Genomic DNA, 17869 nt, shown 5'->3' on the forward strand with positions numbered 1-17869 from the left:
CTTTTTTGTACCTGTTCTATTTTTTATTTGCCAAAGCAGCTAAACTTTCTAATCGTTTTTTTAGCTTTGGTGAGGCCGTTTCTGCCACCATTTCTAGTGCGCTTGCAGCTGCTGCTGAGAGTTCTCGCTTTGCTTGTTTTTCTGATTTATAGACTGCCGGCTTTTCACCAACAAAAGATCGAGCGAGATCAGGGTTGATCTTGATTTCTAAGTTAGATAAACCGGGTAAACCGTGGCGGCGGAAAGCAGATAAAATAGCTAGTCTTTCATAGTTAATTCGCGTCGCCCACACACTGCTAGATACTTCGATCACTAAGGATCCTTGGCGATAATTTGCCACGCGGCAATGATCTTCACATCCCGTAGGTAATGAATCTTTTAATACTTGAGATAGTTTAGATAAAATAATCGCTTTTTCTTGAAGATCTTTGAAGCGAGTATTATTAAAAAAATCATTCGCAGGTTGCGGTCTGTGGTCTCGCATCATTAGTAATTCTCACATATAGAGTGCTATTTAATAGGCTAACACCAAAGAAAAAGTCATAAATGCCAATTAGATCTGAATTTTTCAGAATTGAAATCAAACTCTACGGATTTAGCTTAGGATTGCTTCGCATTATCGCTTATACTTTCCTAATTATTACTTATGATGACTAGCAACACAACAATCATGATAGGCCTTGAAAAATCAAAGTCGAATCCCCATAAGGTAAGTATATAAAGAAGTTTTTTTCTTAGAGTAATTTCTCTAGGTGATTGATTCACATTTCAGATAAACCGATCAGAAATGATCATAGAGATAAGAGAAGCAACGGAATCATGTTTTCTAAAATTCTAACAAAAGTTATCGGTAGCCGTAATGATCGTACATTACGTAAGCTACGTAAAATCGTAGATCAAATTAATAAACTCGAACCACAATTCGAATCATTACAAGACGAAGAATTAAAAGCGAAAACAATCGAGTTCCGTGCACGTTTAGAGCAAGGTGAAGATTTAGATAGTTTATTACCAGAAGCCTTTGCAACGGTTCGTGAAGCATCTAAGCGTCTATATGGCATGCGTCATTTTGATGTTCAAATGATTGGCGGTATGGTATTGAATGACAGCCAAATTGCAGAGATGCGTACTGGTGAAGGTAAAACACTAACAGCAACATTACCATGTTATTTAAACGCATTAACCGGTAAAGGCGTTCACGTTGTAACTGTGAATGATTACCTTGCAAAACGTGATGCAGAAACAAACCGTGAATTATTTGAATTCCTAGGCATGACCGTTGGTATTAACGTACCAAATATGCCACCTCAAGAGAAAAAACAAGCGTATTTATGCGATATTCTATATGGCACAAATAATGAGTTTGGTTTTGATTACTTACGTGACAACATGGCTTTCCGTGCTGAAGACCGTGTTCAACGTGAACGCTATTTTGCCGTGATCGATGAAGTGGATTCAATCTTAATCGATGAAGCTCGTACCCCTCTTATCATTTCAGGTCCTGCAGAAGATAGCTCAGAACTTTATACTCGAATTAATACATTGATTCCTCAACTTGTTAAACAAGATGAAGAAGACAGTGAAGAATACCGTGGTGAAGGTCACTACACATTAGATGAAAAAGGAAAACAAACTCACTTGACTGAAAATGGCCAAGAGTTTGTTGAGCAATTACTAAAAGATGAAGGCTTAATGGAGGCGGATGATACTTTATATTCTCCTGCCAATATCAGTTTACTTCATCATATTAATGCCGCATTACGTGCGCATGTATTGTTTGAAAAAGACGTAGATTATATTGTAAAAGACGATGAAGTTATTATCGTTGATGAGCATACTGGCCGTACAATGCCAGGGCGTCGTTGGTCTGAAGGTTTACACCAAGCTGTTGAAGCAAAAGAAGGTGTTAAAATTCAGAACGAGAACCAAACTTTAGCATCTATCACTTTCCAAAACTTTTTCCGTTTATACGACAAACTATCAGGTATGACAGGTACAGCGGATACAGAAGCATTTGAATTCCAATCTATTTATGGTCTTGATACGGTAGTAATTCCAACTAACCGTCCAATGACTCGTAATGATATGGGTGATTTAGTCTATATGACAGAGGCAGAAAAATTTGCAGCTATCATTGAAGACATTAAAGGGTGTTCTGAACGTGGTCAGCCAGTATTGGTTGGTACGGTTTCGATTGAAAAATCAGAGCTACTTTCAAATGCATTGAAAAAAGCAAAAATTAAGCACAATGTACTTAATGCGAAATTTCATGAAAAAGAAGCTGAGATTGTTGAAAATGCCGGTACATCAAGTGCAGTAACTATTGCTACTAACATGGCTGGTCGTGGTACGGATATCGTACTTGGCGGTAGCTGGCAGGCAGAACTTGCTAAAATAAACGAGCCGACTGAAGAGCAAATTCAAGCAGCGAAAGCTAAGTGGAAAGAAGCTCACGATGCAGTACTTGCTGCTGGTGGTCTTCATATTATTGGTACAGAGCGTCATGAATCACGTCGTATTGATAATCAATTACGTGGTCGTGCTGGTCGACAAGGTGATGCTGGTTCCTCTCGTTTCTACTTATCAATGGAAGATGCATTGATGCGTATTTTCGCTTCAGATCGTGTGTCTAACATGATGAAGAAGTTAGGTATGGAAGAAGGTGAAGCAATTGAGCATCCATGGGTAACTAAAGCCATTGAAAACGCACAACGTAAGGTTGAAGGTCGTAACTTTGATATTCGTAAACAACTTCTTGAGTATGATGATGTAGCTAATGACCAACGTAAAGTGGTTTATGAGTTACGTGATGAACTAATGAATGTTGATGACATTAGCGACATGATTGCACATAACCGTCAAGATGTACTTGAAGGTCTATTTGGTCAATACATTCCGCCTCAATCTCTAGAAGAGATGTGGGATGTTGAAGGACTAACTACACGTCTACGTGCTGATTTTGATTTAGATATTCCAGTTCAAGAATGGTTAGATAGCGATGATAAACTTCACGAAGATAACTTACGTGAAAAAATTATCGAAACGGCAATTCAAGTATACAAAGACAAAGAAGAGTCTGTTGGCGAATCTGTTCTGCGTAACTTTGAGAAAGCCGTTATGCTACAAACGCTTGATGGTTTATGGAAAGAGCATTTAGCAGCAATGGATCACCTTCGTCAAGGTATTCATTTACGTGGCTATGCTCAGAAGAACCCAAAACAAGAGTACAAGCGTGAGTCTTTTGAGCTATTTGAAGGCCTACTTGATACCTTGAAGTTTGATGTTGTTTCGATTTTAAGTAAAGTGCGTGTACAGCAGCAAGAAGATGTTGAACGTATGGAAGAAAAACGCCTTCAGCAAGCGGAAGCAGCAGCTCGTCGCCAACAATTACAACATCAGAATGCAGAGAGTCAATTAGATGATGGTGAAACATCAGAAGATGGCCATACTCCTGTAGTACGTGATGAACGTAAGGTTGGACGAAATGAGTCATGCCCATGCGGTTCAGGTAAAAAATACAAGCAGTGTCACGGAAAAATCTAGTTGATATAGACTGTTTATAATTAATAGAAAGCCGCTATTTTTAGCGGTTTTTTTATAACTAAAACTTATTGTAGGTAAGATTATTGATGAAACGATTACATATTGTCGCAGCGATTATTTTGAATCCTAAACAGGATAAAGTATTTATTACTAAACGTCCTGATAAAGCACATAAAGGTGGTTTTTGGGAGTTCCCTGGTGGTAAAGTCGAAGCTGAAGAAAGTGCAGAGCAAGCATTAATAAGAGAGCTTAATGAAGAGGTTGGCATTAACTCAACTGAACTTCATTTATTTGAATCTTTATCTCATGATTACCCTGATAAATCGCTTTATTTTGATTTTTTTACTGTAACTCAATTTGATAATCAACCTTATGGGAAAGAAGGCCAAAAAGGCTTGTGGGTATCAATTTCCGAGCTTAAAAAGTATGAGTTTCCAGAAGCGAATATACCTGTATTAAATAAAGTCGTAGAGCAATTTAATTAGTAGTAATCTGGTATCAATAAATAAGCATAAAAAAAGCGATCATGATGATCGCTTTTTTATTACTTTGATTTTTATTAGTATTGATCTTCAGACCAACCATCAGAATCTGACATGTCAGGTGCGCCTGGAATTGATTTTTCTTCATCAGCCCACTCACCGAAATCAATCATTTGACATTTTTTACTGCAGAATGGGCGAAATGGACTTTCTGTATTCCATATAACAGCAGATTGGCAAGTTGGACATTTAACGATAGTTGGTTTAATTATAGGTTGTTCGTTATTTGATTCTGACATGTTTTCCTCAGCAGACAGCAAGCATAAACTCAATGTCTTTTTCACAATTCTTATTGGTTTCGAAAGACATAAAGCGTAACGCAAAACGACTTTTATGCCCAGAGATCATTGGATAAACACCATTACCAATTGGGATTTCTAAACGTAATAGATTCGCATTTTCCATCTCACTTTGCATAAAACCATTGCGTGCAATTTGTGGTTCAAAGCGTGCCGTTTCTCTTGTTAATCGTAACCATAGTGATAATGCATCTGAAAGAGAAAGTAGTTGAGACATCCAATTATGAGTATTTCTGCATCTCACTTCTAAAGGAAGATGTAACCAGTGGTGTAAGGCAGGAAGATCAAAACAACAATCACCACCGGGGATAAAAAAGCGTTGTTTTAATGCAGATAAAAAGCGATCTTCTTTTAAAGAGTGACCAGGACGAGTCGTTTGCATTAAATTATGATGAACTTGACTAATTTGCTCTAATACTGAAAGCAAAGCAGATTGATCAACACCTTCAATATCCATCCAAGCTCGGTATTGTAAACGAAGCTTTTCTAAATCTTTGCCTAAGTCAGCTTTAACTTGAACTTGCTCTAGAATATCGAGCATATTAAAAAGGGAGCTAAAGAAAACTTGGTATTCAAATGGTTGAGTTAAATCTGCAGAATGCCCAAGCTTACGAAATAGAGATTCTATTCGTAAATAAATTCGAGTCCTTTCATTTAAAGGGTGTTCAAATTTTTGCATGCCCAATCCATTCATAGTCGTTATTGATTCTCTTCATTTATCGATTCTTGAGACAATAGCAGATATTTATTATGTAGCAGAGCTATTTCATTGTCCAAGTCATGAATATTGTGATCATTCTTAATAATGTCATCAGCAATGGCTAGTCGCTCTGCTCGTGAAGCTTGTGAAGCGAGGATCGCTTTTACTTGCTCTTGATTTACTTTATCACGATTAACGGTTCGATTAATTTGAGTTTGCTCCAAAACATCAACAACAAGAATGCGATTTGCTAAATATTGCAATTGATTTTCAACTAAAAGAGGAACAACAAGTATTACATACTCTGATTGAGCTAAAGACAGTTGGCGCAGCATCTCTTCTCTAATTAAAGGATGTAGTAGGTCATTGAGCCATTTTTTCTCATCTGGACTTGAGAAAATACGTTGTCGTAATTCTGATCTATTTAAATATCCATTTTCTAATAAAATCGATTTGCCAAAATGTTCGATAATTTTAGTTAATCCAATGGTGTTTGGTTCAACGACTTCACGGGCAATAACATCGGCATCAACAAGGTCTATGTTGTGATTTTTATAAAAGGTATCGGCAACCGTAGTTTTTCCACTGCCAATTCCACCAGTGATCGCGATAACATAACTCATACTGGGAATCCTAAAATCGAGGTAAAGTACCAATGGCTGATTTCATGACCCCATAAAAGGCATATCCAACCAGCAATGGCGAGATACGGACCAAATGGAATGGCTTTATCAAAGCCATTTTTTTGAGCGCGGAGCATTGCTATACCAATAATAGCACCGACAACGGAAGAGAGTAGAACAAGTAAAGGTAATTGTTGCCAGCCAAGCCAAGCCCCAAGAGCGGCTAATAATTTGAAGTCGCCATACCCCATACCTTCTTTACCCGTTATAAGTTTAAAGCCCCAATAGATGGACCATAAGATCAGATAGCCTGCCATCGCACCAATAACAGAATCTATTAAAGAGACTGAACTCCAACCAACTAAAGCGAGATATATTCCGGCCCATAAGAGCGGCAATGTGATCTGGTCAGGAAGCAACATGGTATCAATATCAATGAAGGTAAGAGCAATGAGTACTAGGGTAAATAAAACCGCTGCAATTGCAAAATAAGAGAAGGGCAAGAAATAAGATACGGCGAAACACATAGCGCCAGATAATAGTTCAATAGCTGGGTATCTAAAACTAATTGGGTTACTGCATTGTCGGCATTTACCCTTTAATAATAACCAGCTAATTACGGGAATATTATCGTAGAATTTAATTTGTGTATTACATTTTGGGCAGCGAGAGCGAGGGACACTTAAATTGAATGTTTCTTCTTTTTCAGATGCGTTTTTTTGAGGCTGTAAGTCAGGAAAACAATCGATGCACTCTTTTTTCCATTCTTTTTCCATCATTATCGGTAAGCGATAAATAACAACATTGAGAAAGCTACCCACAAGTAAACCAAAGAGAGTTGCAAAGAGTGGAAAAAGCCAAGGGTAGTAATCAAAAACAGCCATGTAAATGCATCCGATATCATTATAATTTAATGCATTGATTTTATCAGAGTTCATCTACATGAAGTAGATAGGAGCAAGTATTTCCGGATAAAATAGAGTTAAGTTTATCCAATAACATTCATTAAGTTGAAAATAGGAAGATACATAGAGACCACTAGACCACCAATCATGACCCCTAAAAAAAGAATAATAAAGGGCTCAAGGATTTTCCCTAAATTATCGACGGTATTATCAACTTCGTCTTCATAGACAAAAGCAATCTTATTAAGCATGTCATCCAATTGACCTGATTCTTCACCAATCATGACCATTTGCAATACCATCTCAGGAAAGGCTTGAGTGTGTCGCATTGCTAAATAAAGAGGCATTCCTGCGGCAGTGTTTTGTTGTACCGATAGTATAGCTTCTTGGTAGTAAAGATTACCTGCGGTTTTACTCGTGGTTTGTAAGCTATGTAAAATAGGTAACCCTGAGCTAAAACTGGTGGCGAGAGTTCGACTAAATTTCGCAATAGCGGCTTTAGATAATACAGTACCGATAATAGGCAGTTGCAGACTTCGTCGGTTGAGCATAAATCGAAAATGGTAAGATTTCTTTTTTAATAAATGCAGGGATAGAGAAGCAAGCATCAACATTAATAAAATCCAGAATCCATAATTTTGTAAAAAATGGGAAGCATTGACGACTTGTTGAGTAAACCAAGGTAGTGCTGCGCCAAACCCTTTAAAAATGGCTTCAAATTCAGGAATAACAAACATAAGCATTAAAACAGTCACTGCAATAGCGATTAAAAAAACCATCGTAGGGTAGATCATTGCTTTGACTACTTTTGCTCGCAATGCCTCACTTTTTTCTCTGTATTCAGCTAAACGAGCAAATGCATGCGATAAACTCCCGGTCTCTTCTCCTGTCGCCACTAAATCAATATAAAAAGAATCAAAGAGTGAGCAACTGGTAGAGAGTGCTTTTGAAAGTTGGGTTCCAGCCTCTATTGATAAACAGACCTGACCAAGTATGGATTTCATTTCGGCTTTAATATTGTTTTCAGCGATGAGCTGTAATGATTGCACTATGGGTACACCTGCACCAAGCATTGTTGCTAACTGGCGAGTGAAAAGAGTGATGTCTTTTCGTTTAACGGCGTGCTTCATTTTTTCAAAGCTAGAAATCTTACGTTTTTTAATTTTCTTTATTTGAATGCTTTGTTCATTGAGTTTTGCTCTGACTTCGACCTCAGTAAGTGCAAGGATTTTCCCTGATACTTTTTTTCCAGTGCTATTGATTCCACGCCATTGAAAGTTGTGTAGGGTAAGTGTTTTTATTTTAGTTTTTGGTTTTAGCATGAGAGGTTACTTACTTAAGAATTAAAAATAAAGAACACGAGTGAGTTCTTGTAAGCTCGTTGTGCCATCTTCAAGTCGTTTAATGCCGGATGTAACTAGGTTGTCCATACCTTGTTTGATGGCGAGTTGTTCAATTTGTCTTACTGTCGCTCCTTTAAGGATGGCGATTGATAATTCACGCGTAAAGGGCATGACTTCATAAATACCGATACGGCCAGAGTAACCATGAGTACATTCATTACAGCCCTCAAGCCGAGCTTTAAAAATAGTACTTAATAAATCGATACCATATTCTTCTCGTGTTTCTGAACTAAGAGGGTCAACTTCTTTACAGTGAGGGCAAAGTCTTCTCGCTAAGCGTTGGGCGATAATTAAACTAAGGGAAGAGGCAAGGTTGAAGTTTTCTATCCCCATATTACCTAAGCGAACTACGGTTTCTGCTGCTGAATTGGTATGGAGGGTCGAAAGCACTAAGTGCCCAGTTTGTGCCGCTTTTACTGCGATTTCTGCCGTTTCGAGATCTCGAATTTCACCGACCATGACGATGTCTGGATCTTGTCGTAAAAAAGAACGCAGGGCATGGGCGAAAGTAAACCCGATTTTAGGGGAGACTTGTACTTGGTTTACCCCATTAAGATTTATTTCTACCGGATCTTCAGCGGTGGATATGTTTTTTTCTGTGGTATTTAAAATGTTCAAACCAGAATAGAGAGAGACGGTTTTACCACTGCCTGTTGGGCCAGTCATTAATATCATCCCTTGAGGGCGTTTTAATGCGTTAAGATAAAGCTCTTTTTGTTTGTCGTTGTAGCCTAATTTATCAATATCTAAACTTGCGGCACTGCTGTCTAATAAACGTAAAACGATTTTTTCTCCCCATAACGTGGGAAGGGAAGAAACTCGCATATCTATCGATATATCACTGTTCAATTTGAGTTTTATACGACCATCTTGTGGTAAACGACGCTCTGCGATATCAAGTTTAGCCATGATCTTTAAGCGAGCAGAAAGGCGACGACTTAAATGTGAAGAAGGTGAACTGTTCTCTACTAAGATCCCATCACAACGAAAACGGACTCGATAGGTTTCTTCATAAGGCTCAAAATGAATATCAGAGACACCTTTGCGGACGGCTTCTAAAAGAATTTGGTTAATAAAGCGGGTAACTGGGGCATCATCTTGACTAAGATCTTCGGTAGAGGTCATTTCATCAAGTGATACATCAACTAATGAGGCGAGCTCATCTTGAGTGATGTCTTTACGGTGCGACGAATCAGAGGTTGAAATACTGCGTCCATACAGGCGACGTACTGCTGCTTCAAGTTGACCTTGGTCAGCTAAAACGAGAGTAATTTGTTTACCTGTGGTAAAGCGAAAATCATCTTCAACTTGGGCGATGCTTGGATCGCTGACAGCGAGTTGAATATTGCAACCGTCGTTAGAAATAGGCAGCGCTTGGTACTTAGTGATCAGATCGCGTAAGCCCAACTTTTGACAACAATCGGCATAGTCATAGTGGGTAATATTAATGACATCTAAACCAAAGATGTGAGCAAGATGGCTGACGAGTTCGTCAGGGCTGAAAATATGCTCAGCCAAAAGCGCAGAAGGCACGGTGTGTGCCCCTGATTGTACGTGTTCGATAATGGTAATTTCTTGCGCCGAGCTGATGAGTTCAGCCTGACGCAAGATTGAAGCTAGGTTGGTGTGCATTATTCTGCAGTTGTCTTTGTCTTACAGTTTTTAGGAAGTAAATCTTCATTAACGCCGTTTGTATCTGACGCTTTACAGCCCCAAGTACCACTATTATTTCTGGTTAATGAAAAACTTTTTCCGGATATTAAAGAGCTTACACTTGCGCTTGCTGATGTTTTGAATGTAAATGTGATAGCACCACTAGCACCACTAACTCCTGTTCCTTGATCTACAAAGGCTATATCCCCAAGCTGCATGCCTATAGGTGCCCCAAGATCTTCATGAGTACCAACAACTGGAAATTTTCCATTTTCTACTGTATGAGCTTCTACATTAGTTTTTAGGCCTGATAGAGTAATTAAAGCAGAGGCTACTTCAGCTTTAGCTACGTATTTTTGGTATTGAGGAATAGCTACTGCTGACAATACTCCAATCACTGCAACTACAATCATTAATTCAATTAAGGTAAAGCCTTTCTGTCCTTGACGTTGTTTCATTTTTCTCTCCAAGATGAATCAGACTGATTCATGTTTTATTTGATGTGTAAAATAATAAATCGAATAAAAAGAGCGTGCAGAGAGAAAAAGAGAAGGTTCGAGTGAGGCATCACTTTATTATGTTGGCAATGAAATTTTCAAAATCAAATACGATAAACTTCAAGTTATGACATTTTTTAGTTTATGTTTGATCGCAATTCTTAATTTAGAAACAAAGAGTTAATTAACTATATTGAAGTTGTGTAGTGTGGGGTTAGTCAAAGTTATTTATGGGGGATTATGTACAAAGAAATAAAAAAGGCCAACGTAATGTCAGCCTTTTTAATCAGTTAGATAGCGGTTACTTAAAACGCATTGATAAATCCATTGCAGTAAGATGCTTAGTTAGAGCGCCTACAGAGATATAATCAACCCCCGTTTCTGCAAACTCTGCAATCGTATCTAAAGTGACATTACCTGAGTTTTCTAGTGCAGCACGACCTGCATTTAGTTTCACCGCTTCGCGCATCATATCGGTAGTAAAGTTATCTAACATAATAATGTCAGCACCAGCATCAATCGCTTGTTGTAGCTCTTCTAGGCTTTCCGTTTCTACTTCAACAGGTTTACCAGGGTTAAGTTCTTTCGCTGTAGCAATTGCTTTTTCAATACCGCCACAGGCAATAATGTGATTTTCTTTAATTAAGTAAGCATCAAAAACCCCAATACGATGATTAAAACCACCGCCACACGCCACTGCATATTTTAATGCACTGCGTAAACCAGGGATTGTTTTACGAGTATCAAGCAGACGACATTTTGTATGTGCAATTTTTTCAGCATAGGTTGCTGTGATGGTAGAGCAGCCTGATAAAGTTTGAATAAAATTCATTGCATTGCGCTCACCCGTTAACAACGTGCGAGCAGGGCCAGTTAAGGTACAAAGTGTTTGGTTTGGTTCAACCTTATCGCCATCTTCTACATGCCATTCAATAGAGACTGTGCCACCCAGTTGTTTGAATACTTCATCGGCCCACATCTTCCCACAAAACACACCATGTTCACGCGTGATGATTGTTGCAACAGATTGCGTTTCTTCTGCGATTAAGCTTGCGGTAATGTCCGTACTTACATCGAGAGTTCCACCTAAATCTTCACGTAACGTATCTGAAACGGCACGAGTAATTTCGGTTGGAAGCTGTTGTTTTAAATATTCAAGACGAGAGGCGCTGTCATGGGTTTTGATCATGGTGAGGTCCATTGAATTATTTGAAATAGATTTATGGTGACAATAATACTCGCGCTAGAGCAGAATTTCATCATAAGATACATACAAGTTGCATAAGTTACTTTAATTGACATAGGAATAGATGATGAAATTCACTTTATCAACAGATCATTGGCTTAATGAAGCAAAGCACGTGGTATCACCATTTTATGATGATCGTCCTGATGATAAAGATATCTCTTTACTTGTGGTGCATAACATCAGTCTACCGCCAGGACAATTTGGTGGTTCTTATATTGAACAGTTATTTACGGGCACATTAAATCCAGATGAACATCCATTCTTTAAAGTGATCCACCAATTTCGAGTATCGGCGCATTGCTTGATCCGACGTGATGGTTCAGTTGTGCAATTTGTTCCTTTTAACGCAAGAGCTTGGCATGCAGGGGAATCATCCTTTGCAGGACGTACGCGATGCAATGACTATAGTATCGGAATTGAGTTGGAAGGGACTGATTTTACTGCTTATACTCAAAAACAATATGATAGTTTAGCTGTTGTAACAAACGTGCTACAAGACGCTTACCCATTGATTGTTGATAAGCGTATCACTGGTCATCAGTACATTGCCCCGCTAAGGAAAACAGATCCGGGGTTATCATTTCACTGGGAAAAGTTCCATAAGTTAAGGAAATAGAAGAGGTTAGCCTTAAAATTTATGTGCTTTGATTTCTTAATTTTGGCACATTAATCTCTGCTTATAGATTGAATTGGTCAGACCAATTGTTTTTATTGTGTGAGCGTATTGTTAATTAACAATGTAAATCAACTCCATTCCATGATTCAAATCAACTTTTATCTAGACAAATTCCCTTTTTTCATGATAACTTGCACCTCAAATAAAATTGGTATTACCAATTATTTAAAGTGACGAATGACTCACGGTAATGTGGGAAGTAATCAACTTAAATTAGGTTGAGCTACGATGACATATCAAAGGATACGTCAGCCAAAGTTGTCCGATGTAATCGAGCAAGAGCTTGAACGGCTGATTTTAGAAGGAACCCTTTCTCCAGGGCAAAAGTTGCCAGCAGAAAGAGAGTTAGCAAAACAGTTTGATGTTTCTCGTCCTTCGGTACGAGAAGCAATACAACGTTTAGAGGCGAAGCATTTATTAACTCGCCGCCAAGGTGGTGGAACATTTGTTAATAAGGGACTGTGGCAAAGTTTCTCAGAGCCGTTGTTAGATTTACTAGCAACTCACCCTGAAACACAGTTTGATTTACTTGAATCACGCCATGCGTTAGAAGGTATCTCTGCCTATTACGCCGCTTTACGTGGTAATGAAGAAGATTTTAAACGGATTAAAGAGTCACATAAGTTAATCCAACAAGCACAACAAGATGGTGATTTAAAAGCAGAAGCGTCTGCGGTTATGCATTGTCTTATTACGGTCACTGAATCGGCGCACAATGTGGTATTACTTCACATGGTTCGTAGTTTAGAACCTTTGCTTGAACAAAACGTATTACAAAATTTTACTTTATTAAATCGTCGCGAAGCGGTGGTGAAAAAAGTAAGAGAGCATAGAGCTGAGATTGTAGAGGCGATAGTGTCAGGAAGGCCTGAAGAGGCGCGTTTGGCATCACACTCACATCTTGCTTATATTGAAGAAACATTGTTGGAATTGACAAAAGAAGAGAGCCGCCGAGAGTGCTCGCTTCGTCGAATTCAACAAAGTAATGATATGAATTAATTCGATTCATATCATTGTCACCCTATTTGAACCAACAAATAAAAGGATAGCTCGCATGTCTGACATGAAGCATGACGTTGATGCACTAGAAACTCAAGATTGGTTAGAAGCTCTTGAGTCAGTTGTACGTGAAGAGGGTGTTGAACGCGCCCAGTATCTATTAGAGCAAGTTCTTGATAAAGCTCGTTTAGATGGTGTTGATATGCCAACTGGCATCAATACTAACTACATCAATACCATCCCTGTAACGCAAGAACCTGCGTACCCTGGTGATGTTACTCTTGAGCGTCGTATCCGTTCAATTATTCGTTGGAACGCAATCATGATCGTTCTACGTGCTTCGAAGAAAGATTTGGATCTAGGTGGCCACATGGCGTCTTACCAATCTGCAGCTGCATTTTACGAAGTATGTTTCAACCATTTCTTCCGTGCTCCAAATGAGACGGACGGTGGTGATTTAGTTTATTACCAAGGTCATATCTCTCCTGGTATCTACTCTCGTGCTTTCGTTGAAGGTCGTTTAACTGAAGAGCAACTAGATAACTTCCGTCAAGAAGTTGATGGTAAAGGTATTCCTTCTTACCCACACCCTAAACTGATGCCTGAATTCTGGCAGTTCCCTACAGTATCTATGGGTCTTGGTCCTATTTCTGCTATCTATCAAGCGCGCTTCCTTAAGTACCTTGAAGGCCGTGGCATGAAAGAGACTGGCGCTCAGCGTGTATATGCTTTCCTAGGTGATGGTGAGATGGATGAGCCAGAATCACGCGGTGCGATCTCTTTCGCTGCTCGTGAAAAACTGGATAACCTATGTTTCCTAATTAACTGTAACCTACAGCGTCTAGATGGCCCTGTTATGGGTAACGGTAGCATCATTCAAGAACTAGAAGGCCTATTTAAAGGTGCTGGCTGGAACGTTGTTAAAGTTATTTGGGGTAGCAACTGGGATTCACTACTTGCTAAAGACACGACTGGTAAACTTCTTCAGTTAATGAACGAAACTATCGACGGTGACTACCAAACATTCAAATCTAAAGATGGCGCTTACGTTCGTGAGAACTTCTTTGGTAAATACCCTGAGACTGCAGCGCTTGTTGCTGATATGACTGATGACGAAATCTTCGCTCTTAAGCGTGGTGGTCATGATTCATCTAAACTGTTCGCAGCATTTAACAATGCAAAAGAAACAGGCGGTAAGCCAACAGTGATCCTAGCTAAAACTGTTAAAGGTTACGGCATGGGTGATGCAGCTGAAGGCAAGAACATTGCACACGGTGTTAAGAAAATGGACATGACTCATGTTCAACACCTACGTGATCGTTTAGGTCTAGAAGACATCCTTTCTGATGAGAAAATTAAAGAGCTTCCTTACCTTAAATTGGAAGAAGGTTCTGCTGAGTACAATTATTTACACGCACGTCGTGATGCGCTACACGGTTACACACCTAAGCGTCTGCCTAAGTTTACTCAAGAATTCAAAGTGCCAGAGCTTGATGCATTTGCTCCTCTATTAGGTGAGCAGAAGCGTGATATCTCAACAACGATGGCTTACGTACGTACACTAAATATCTTACTTAAAGATAAGAACATTGGTAAGAATATCGTTCCTATCATTTGTGATGAAGCACGTACATTCGGTATGGAAGGTCTATTCCGTCAGGTTGGTATCTACAACCCACACGGTCAAGATTACACTCCTGAAGATAAAGGCATTGTTTCTTACTACAAAGAAGCAACTTCTGGTCAAGTTCTTCAAGAAGGTATTAATGAGCTAGGTTCAATGGCATCTTGGGTTGCTGCTGCAACATCATACAGCACCAACGATCTTCCAATGATCCCATTCTACATCTACTACTCAATGTTTGGTTTCCAACGTATTGGTGACATGGCATGGTTAGCGGGTGACCAACAAGCACGTGGTTTCCTATTAGGTGCTACTGCAGGTCGTACAACGCTAAACGGTGAAGGTCTACAACACGAAGATGGTCACTCACACATCATGGCAAACACAGTTCCTAACTGTATTTCTTATGACCCAACGTTTGCTTACGAGCTAGCGGTAATCATGCAAGACGGTATTCGTCGCATGTACGGTGAGAACCAAGAAAACGTTTACTACTACCTAACAGTAATGAACGAAAACTACGCAATGCCAGCGATGCCAGAAGGCGCTGAAGAAGGCATCCGTAAAGGTATCTACAAGCTTGAGTCTCATGCTGGTTCTAAAGCTAAAGTTCAGTTAATGAGCTCTGGTACGATCATGAACGAAGTACGCAAAGCTGCACAGATCCTAAGTGAAGACTATGGCGTAGCGTCTGATATCTTCTCTGTAACATCGTTCAACGAGCTAACTCGTGATGGTCAAGATGCAGAGCGCTACAACATGCTACACCCAGAAGCAGAAGCGAAAGTACCGTACATCACAACTGTTCTTGGTAACGAACCAGCAATCGCTGCGACAGATTACATGAAGAACTATGCTGAGCAAGTACGTGCATTTATGCCAACTGAATCATACAAAGTACTTGGTACTGATGGCTTTGGTCGTTCAGACAGCCGTGAGAACCTACGTCGTCACTTCGAAGTTAACGCAGGCTACGTAGTTGTTGCTGCTCTAACTGAACTTGTGAAACGTGGTGATATTGAGAAATCTGTTGTTGCAGAAGCAATTGCTAAATTCAATATCGATACTGAAAAAACTAACCCGCAATACGCATAAGGTAGAAAACAATGACAATCGAAATTAATGTACCTGATATCGGTGCAGATGAGGTTGAAGTAACTGAGATTCTAGTTAAGGTCGGTGACCGAGTTGAAGAAGAGCAGTCACTGATCACTGTTGAAGGCGATAAAGCTTCAATGGAAGTTCCTGCGTCTCAAGCGGGTATCGTTAAAGAAATTAAAATTTCTGAAGGCGATTCAGTAACAACTGGTTCTCTAATTATGATCTTTGAAGCTGAGGGTGCTGCTGCACCTGCTGCACCTGCTGCACCTGCAGCTCCAGTAGCTGCTCCTGCTGCGGCATCTGTTGCTGAGCTTAAAGAAGTTCATGTTCCAGATATTGGTGGTGATGAAGTTGAAGTAACTGAAATCATGGTTGCTATTGGCGACACAGTAGAAGAAGAGCAATCTCTTTTAACTGTTGAAGGCGACAAAGCATCGATGGAAGTTCCTGCACCATTCGCTGGTACAGTTAAAGAAATCAAAATCGCTGCTGGTGATTCAGTGTCAACTGGCTCTCTAGTTATGATCTTTGAAGTTGCAGGTTCTGCTCCAGCAGCTGCTCCTCAAGCGGCAGCAGCAGCACCAGTTGCAGCGGCTCCAGCAGTCTCTGCTGAGAAAGAAGTTCATGTTCCAGATATCGGCGGTGATGAAGTTGAAGTAACTGAAATCATGGTAGCGGTTGGCGATACAGTAGAAGAAGAGCAATCTTTAATTACTGTTGAAGGCGACAAAGCATCGATGGAAGTTCCTGCTCCTTTTGCTGGTACTATCAAAGAGATTAAGATTGCAGCTGGCGATACAGTATCAACTGGATCTCTAATCATGACATTTGTTGTTGAAGGCGCAGCACCAGTTGCAGCACAAACGACAGCAGCACCAGTTGCACAAGCAGCTCCAGCACCAGTTGCAGCGGCTTCTGCTCCAGCAGCTACAGGTGAATTTGAAGCAAACAACGAATATGCACATGCATCTCCAGTTGTTCGTCGTCTTGCTCGTGAGTTTGGTGTAAACCTTGCTAAAGTTAAAGGTACTGGCCGTAAAGACCGTATCCTAAAAGAAGATGTTCAAAGCTTTGTTAAAGATGCACTTAAGCGTCTTGAATCTGGTGCTACTGCATCAGCTAAAGGCGGTGACGGTTCAGCTCTTGGTCTACTTCCATGGCCAAAAATTGACTTCAGCAAGTTTGGTGAAACAGAAGTTAAGAAACTTTCTAAGATTAAGAAAATTTCTGGTGCTAACCTACATCGTAACTGGGTAATGATCCCGCACGTTACACAGTGGGATAATGCTGATATCACAGAGCTTGAAGCATTCCGTAAAGAGCAGAATGCAATCGAAGCGAAAAATGATACTGGTATGAAGATCACGCCACTTGTGTTCATCATGAAAGCAGTAGCGAAAGCACTTGAAGCATTCCCATCGTTTAACTCTTCTTTATCTGATGATGGCGAAAGCATTATCCTTAAGAAGTACGTAAACGTAGGTATCGCTGTTGATACGCCAAACGGTCTTGTTGTTCCTGTATTTAAAGACGTGAACAAAAAAGGCATTTACGAGCTATCTGAAGAGCTAATGGCTATTTCTAAGAAAGCACGTGCTGGTAAATTAATGGCTTCTGATATGCAAGGTGGTTGTTTCACAATCTCAAGCCTTGGCGGTATCGGTGGTACAGCATTTACACCAATCGTAAATGCACCAGAAGTAGGTATCCTAGGGGTATCTAAATCTGAAATTAAACCAGTTTGGAATGGCAAAGAGTTCGCTCCACGCCTACAGCTTCCTCTGTCTCTATCTTACGATCACCGTGTGATTGATGGTGCAGAAGGTGCTCGTTTCATTACTTTCTTAAACAGTGCATTATCAGACATTCGTCGCTTAGTACTGTAATTAGCGGTAATTGAAATAAACAATAAGGTGGCAAATAAGCCGCCTTATTGCTTCATAAATTGAAGGTTAACTTCAGTTTTTAGAATTAAATACAATTTACGGATCTTAATACTTTCTATAGGAAGTGTATTAACCTGAATTGTTGTCTAGCTCACAGGCTAACCCCATC

General features: G+C 39.7%; 15 protein-coding genes. 6 read left to right on the forward strand and 9 right to left on the reverse strand.

Going from position 1 to position 17869, the window contains the following annotated elements; genetic code table 11:
- Positions 1–16: 16 nt before the first annotated feature.
- A complete protein-coding gene (locus BTO23_RS00190; RefSeq protein WP_245922063.1) occupies positions 17–487 on the reverse strand; it encodes a DUF721 domain-containing protein in 471 nt (156 codons plus the stop codon).
- 332 nt (positions 488–819) lie between these two features.
- Here BTO23_RS00190 and secA point away from each other — a divergent pair, with 332 nt between their 5' ends.
- Positions 820–3543, forward strand: a complete 2724-nt coding sequence (secA, locus tag BTO23_RS00195) for a preprotein translocase subunit SecA (protein ID WP_061030626.1) — start codon at positions 820–822, stop codon at positions 3541–3543.
- A gap of 86 nt (positions 3544–3629) precedes the next feature.
- The gene (gene mutT / locus BTO23_RS00200) at positions 3630–4028 is read left to right on the forward strand and encodes an 8-oxo-dGTP diphosphatase MutT (RefSeq protein ID WP_061005731.1); all 399 of its coding nucleotides are present in this window, start codon (positions 3630–3632) and stop codon (positions 4026–4028) included.
- A 74-nt stretch (positions 4029–4102) separates the two neighbouring features.
- On the opposite strand, the gene yacG is transcribed toward mutT, so the two are convergent.
- The 8 genes from yacG to nadC all read right to left on the reverse strand — a co-directional run bounded on the left by yacG (position 4103) and on the right by nadC (position 11354).
- Entirely contained in the window at positions 4103–4324 is a 222-nt protein-coding gene (yacG, locus tag BTO23_RS00205; protein WP_060994103.1) for a DNA gyrase inhibitor YacG, read from the reverse strand.
- A gap of 7 nt (positions 4325–4331) precedes the next feature.
- The gene (gene zapD / locus BTO23_RS00210) at positions 4332–5078 is read right to left on the reverse strand and encodes a cell division protein ZapD (protein WP_105062768.1); all 747 of its coding nucleotides are present in this window, start codon (positions 5076–5078) and stop codon (positions 4332–4334) included.
- Positions 5079–5083: 5 nt separating this feature from the next.
- Positions 5084–5707, reverse strand: coding sequence for a dephospho-CoA kinase (gene coaE / locus BTO23_RS00215; RefSeq protein WP_061005735.1), 624 nt, complete (start codon positions 5705–5707; stop codon positions 5084–5086).
- Positions 5704–6591 (reverse strand): prepilin peptidase, encoded by an 888-nt coding sequence (locus BTO23_RS00220; RefSeq protein ID WP_061030642.1) that lies wholly within the window; start codon positions 6589–6591, stop codon positions 5704–5706. The genes coaE and BTO23_RS00220 overlap by 4 nt, the downstream gene beginning before the upstream one ends.
- A 104-nt stretch (positions 6592–6695) precedes the next feature.
- On the reverse strand, positions 6696–7934 hold the full coding sequence (locus BTO23_RS00225) for a type II secretion system F family protein (protein WP_061037445.1): 1239 nt from the start codon (positions 7932–7934) through the stop codon (positions 6696–6698).
- A 21-nt stretch (positions 7935–7955) separates the two neighbouring features.
- Positions 7956–9647, reverse strand: coding sequence for a type IV-A pilus assembly ATPase PilB (gene pilB / locus BTO23_RS00230; protein ID WP_105062769.1), 1692 nt, complete (start codon positions 9645–9647; stop codon positions 7956–7958).
- Positions 9647–10126 carry a pilin gene (locus tag BTO23_RS00235; RefSeq protein ID WP_105062770.1) on the reverse strand — a complete coding sequence of 160 codons (480 nt, stop codon included), beginning with the start codon at positions 10124–10126 and terminating at the stop codon, positions 9647–9649. Before BTO23_RS00235 ends, pilB begins: the two co-directional genes overlap by 1 nt.
- 340 nt (positions 10127–10466) lie before the next feature.
- Positions 10467–11354, reverse strand: coding sequence for a carboxylating nicotinate-nucleotide diphosphorylase (gene nadC, locus BTO23_RS00240; RefSeq protein ID WP_061005744.1), 888 nt, complete (start codon positions 11352–11354; stop codon positions 10467–10469).
- Positions 11355–11478: 124 nt separating this feature from the next.
- Between nadC and ampD the strand changes: the two genes are divergently transcribed.
- The 4 genes from ampD (at position 11479) to aceF (ending at position 17700) form a co-directional block, all read left to right on the forward strand.
- A complete protein-coding gene (ampD, locus tag BTO23_RS00245; protein WP_061005747.1) occupies positions 11479–12030 on the forward strand; it encodes a 1,6-anhydro-N-acetylmuramyl-L-alanine amidase AmpD in 552 nt (183 codons plus the stop codon).
- Between the two features lie 288 nt (positions 12031–12318).
- Positions 12319–13089, forward strand: a complete 771-nt coding sequence (gene pdhR, locus BTO23_RS00250; RefSeq protein WP_061005749.1) for a pyruvate dehydrogenase complex transcriptional repressor PdhR — start codon at positions 12319–12321, stop codon at positions 13087–13089.
- 55 nt (positions 13090–13144) lie between these two features.
- Positions 13145–15808, forward strand: coding sequence for a pyruvate dehydrogenase (acetyl-transferring), homodimeric type (aceE, locus tag BTO23_RS00255; protein WP_061030632.1), 2664 nt, complete (start codon positions 13145–13147; stop codon positions 15806–15808).
- An 11-nt stretch (positions 15809–15819) separates the two neighbouring features.
- Positions 15820–17700 (forward strand): pyruvate dehydrogenase complex dihydrolipoyllysine-residue acetyltransferase, encoded by a 1881-nt coding sequence (gene aceF / locus BTO23_RS00260; protein WP_105062772.1) that lies wholly within the window; start codon positions 15820–15822, stop codon positions 17698–17700.
- Positions 17701–17869 lie beyond the last annotated feature (169 nt).

This window comes from Aliivibrio sifiae, assembly GCF_002954715.1.
Taxonomy (GTDB): domain Bacteria; phylum Pseudomonadota; class Gammaproteobacteria; order Enterobacterales; family Vibrionaceae; genus Aliivibrio; species Aliivibrio sifiae.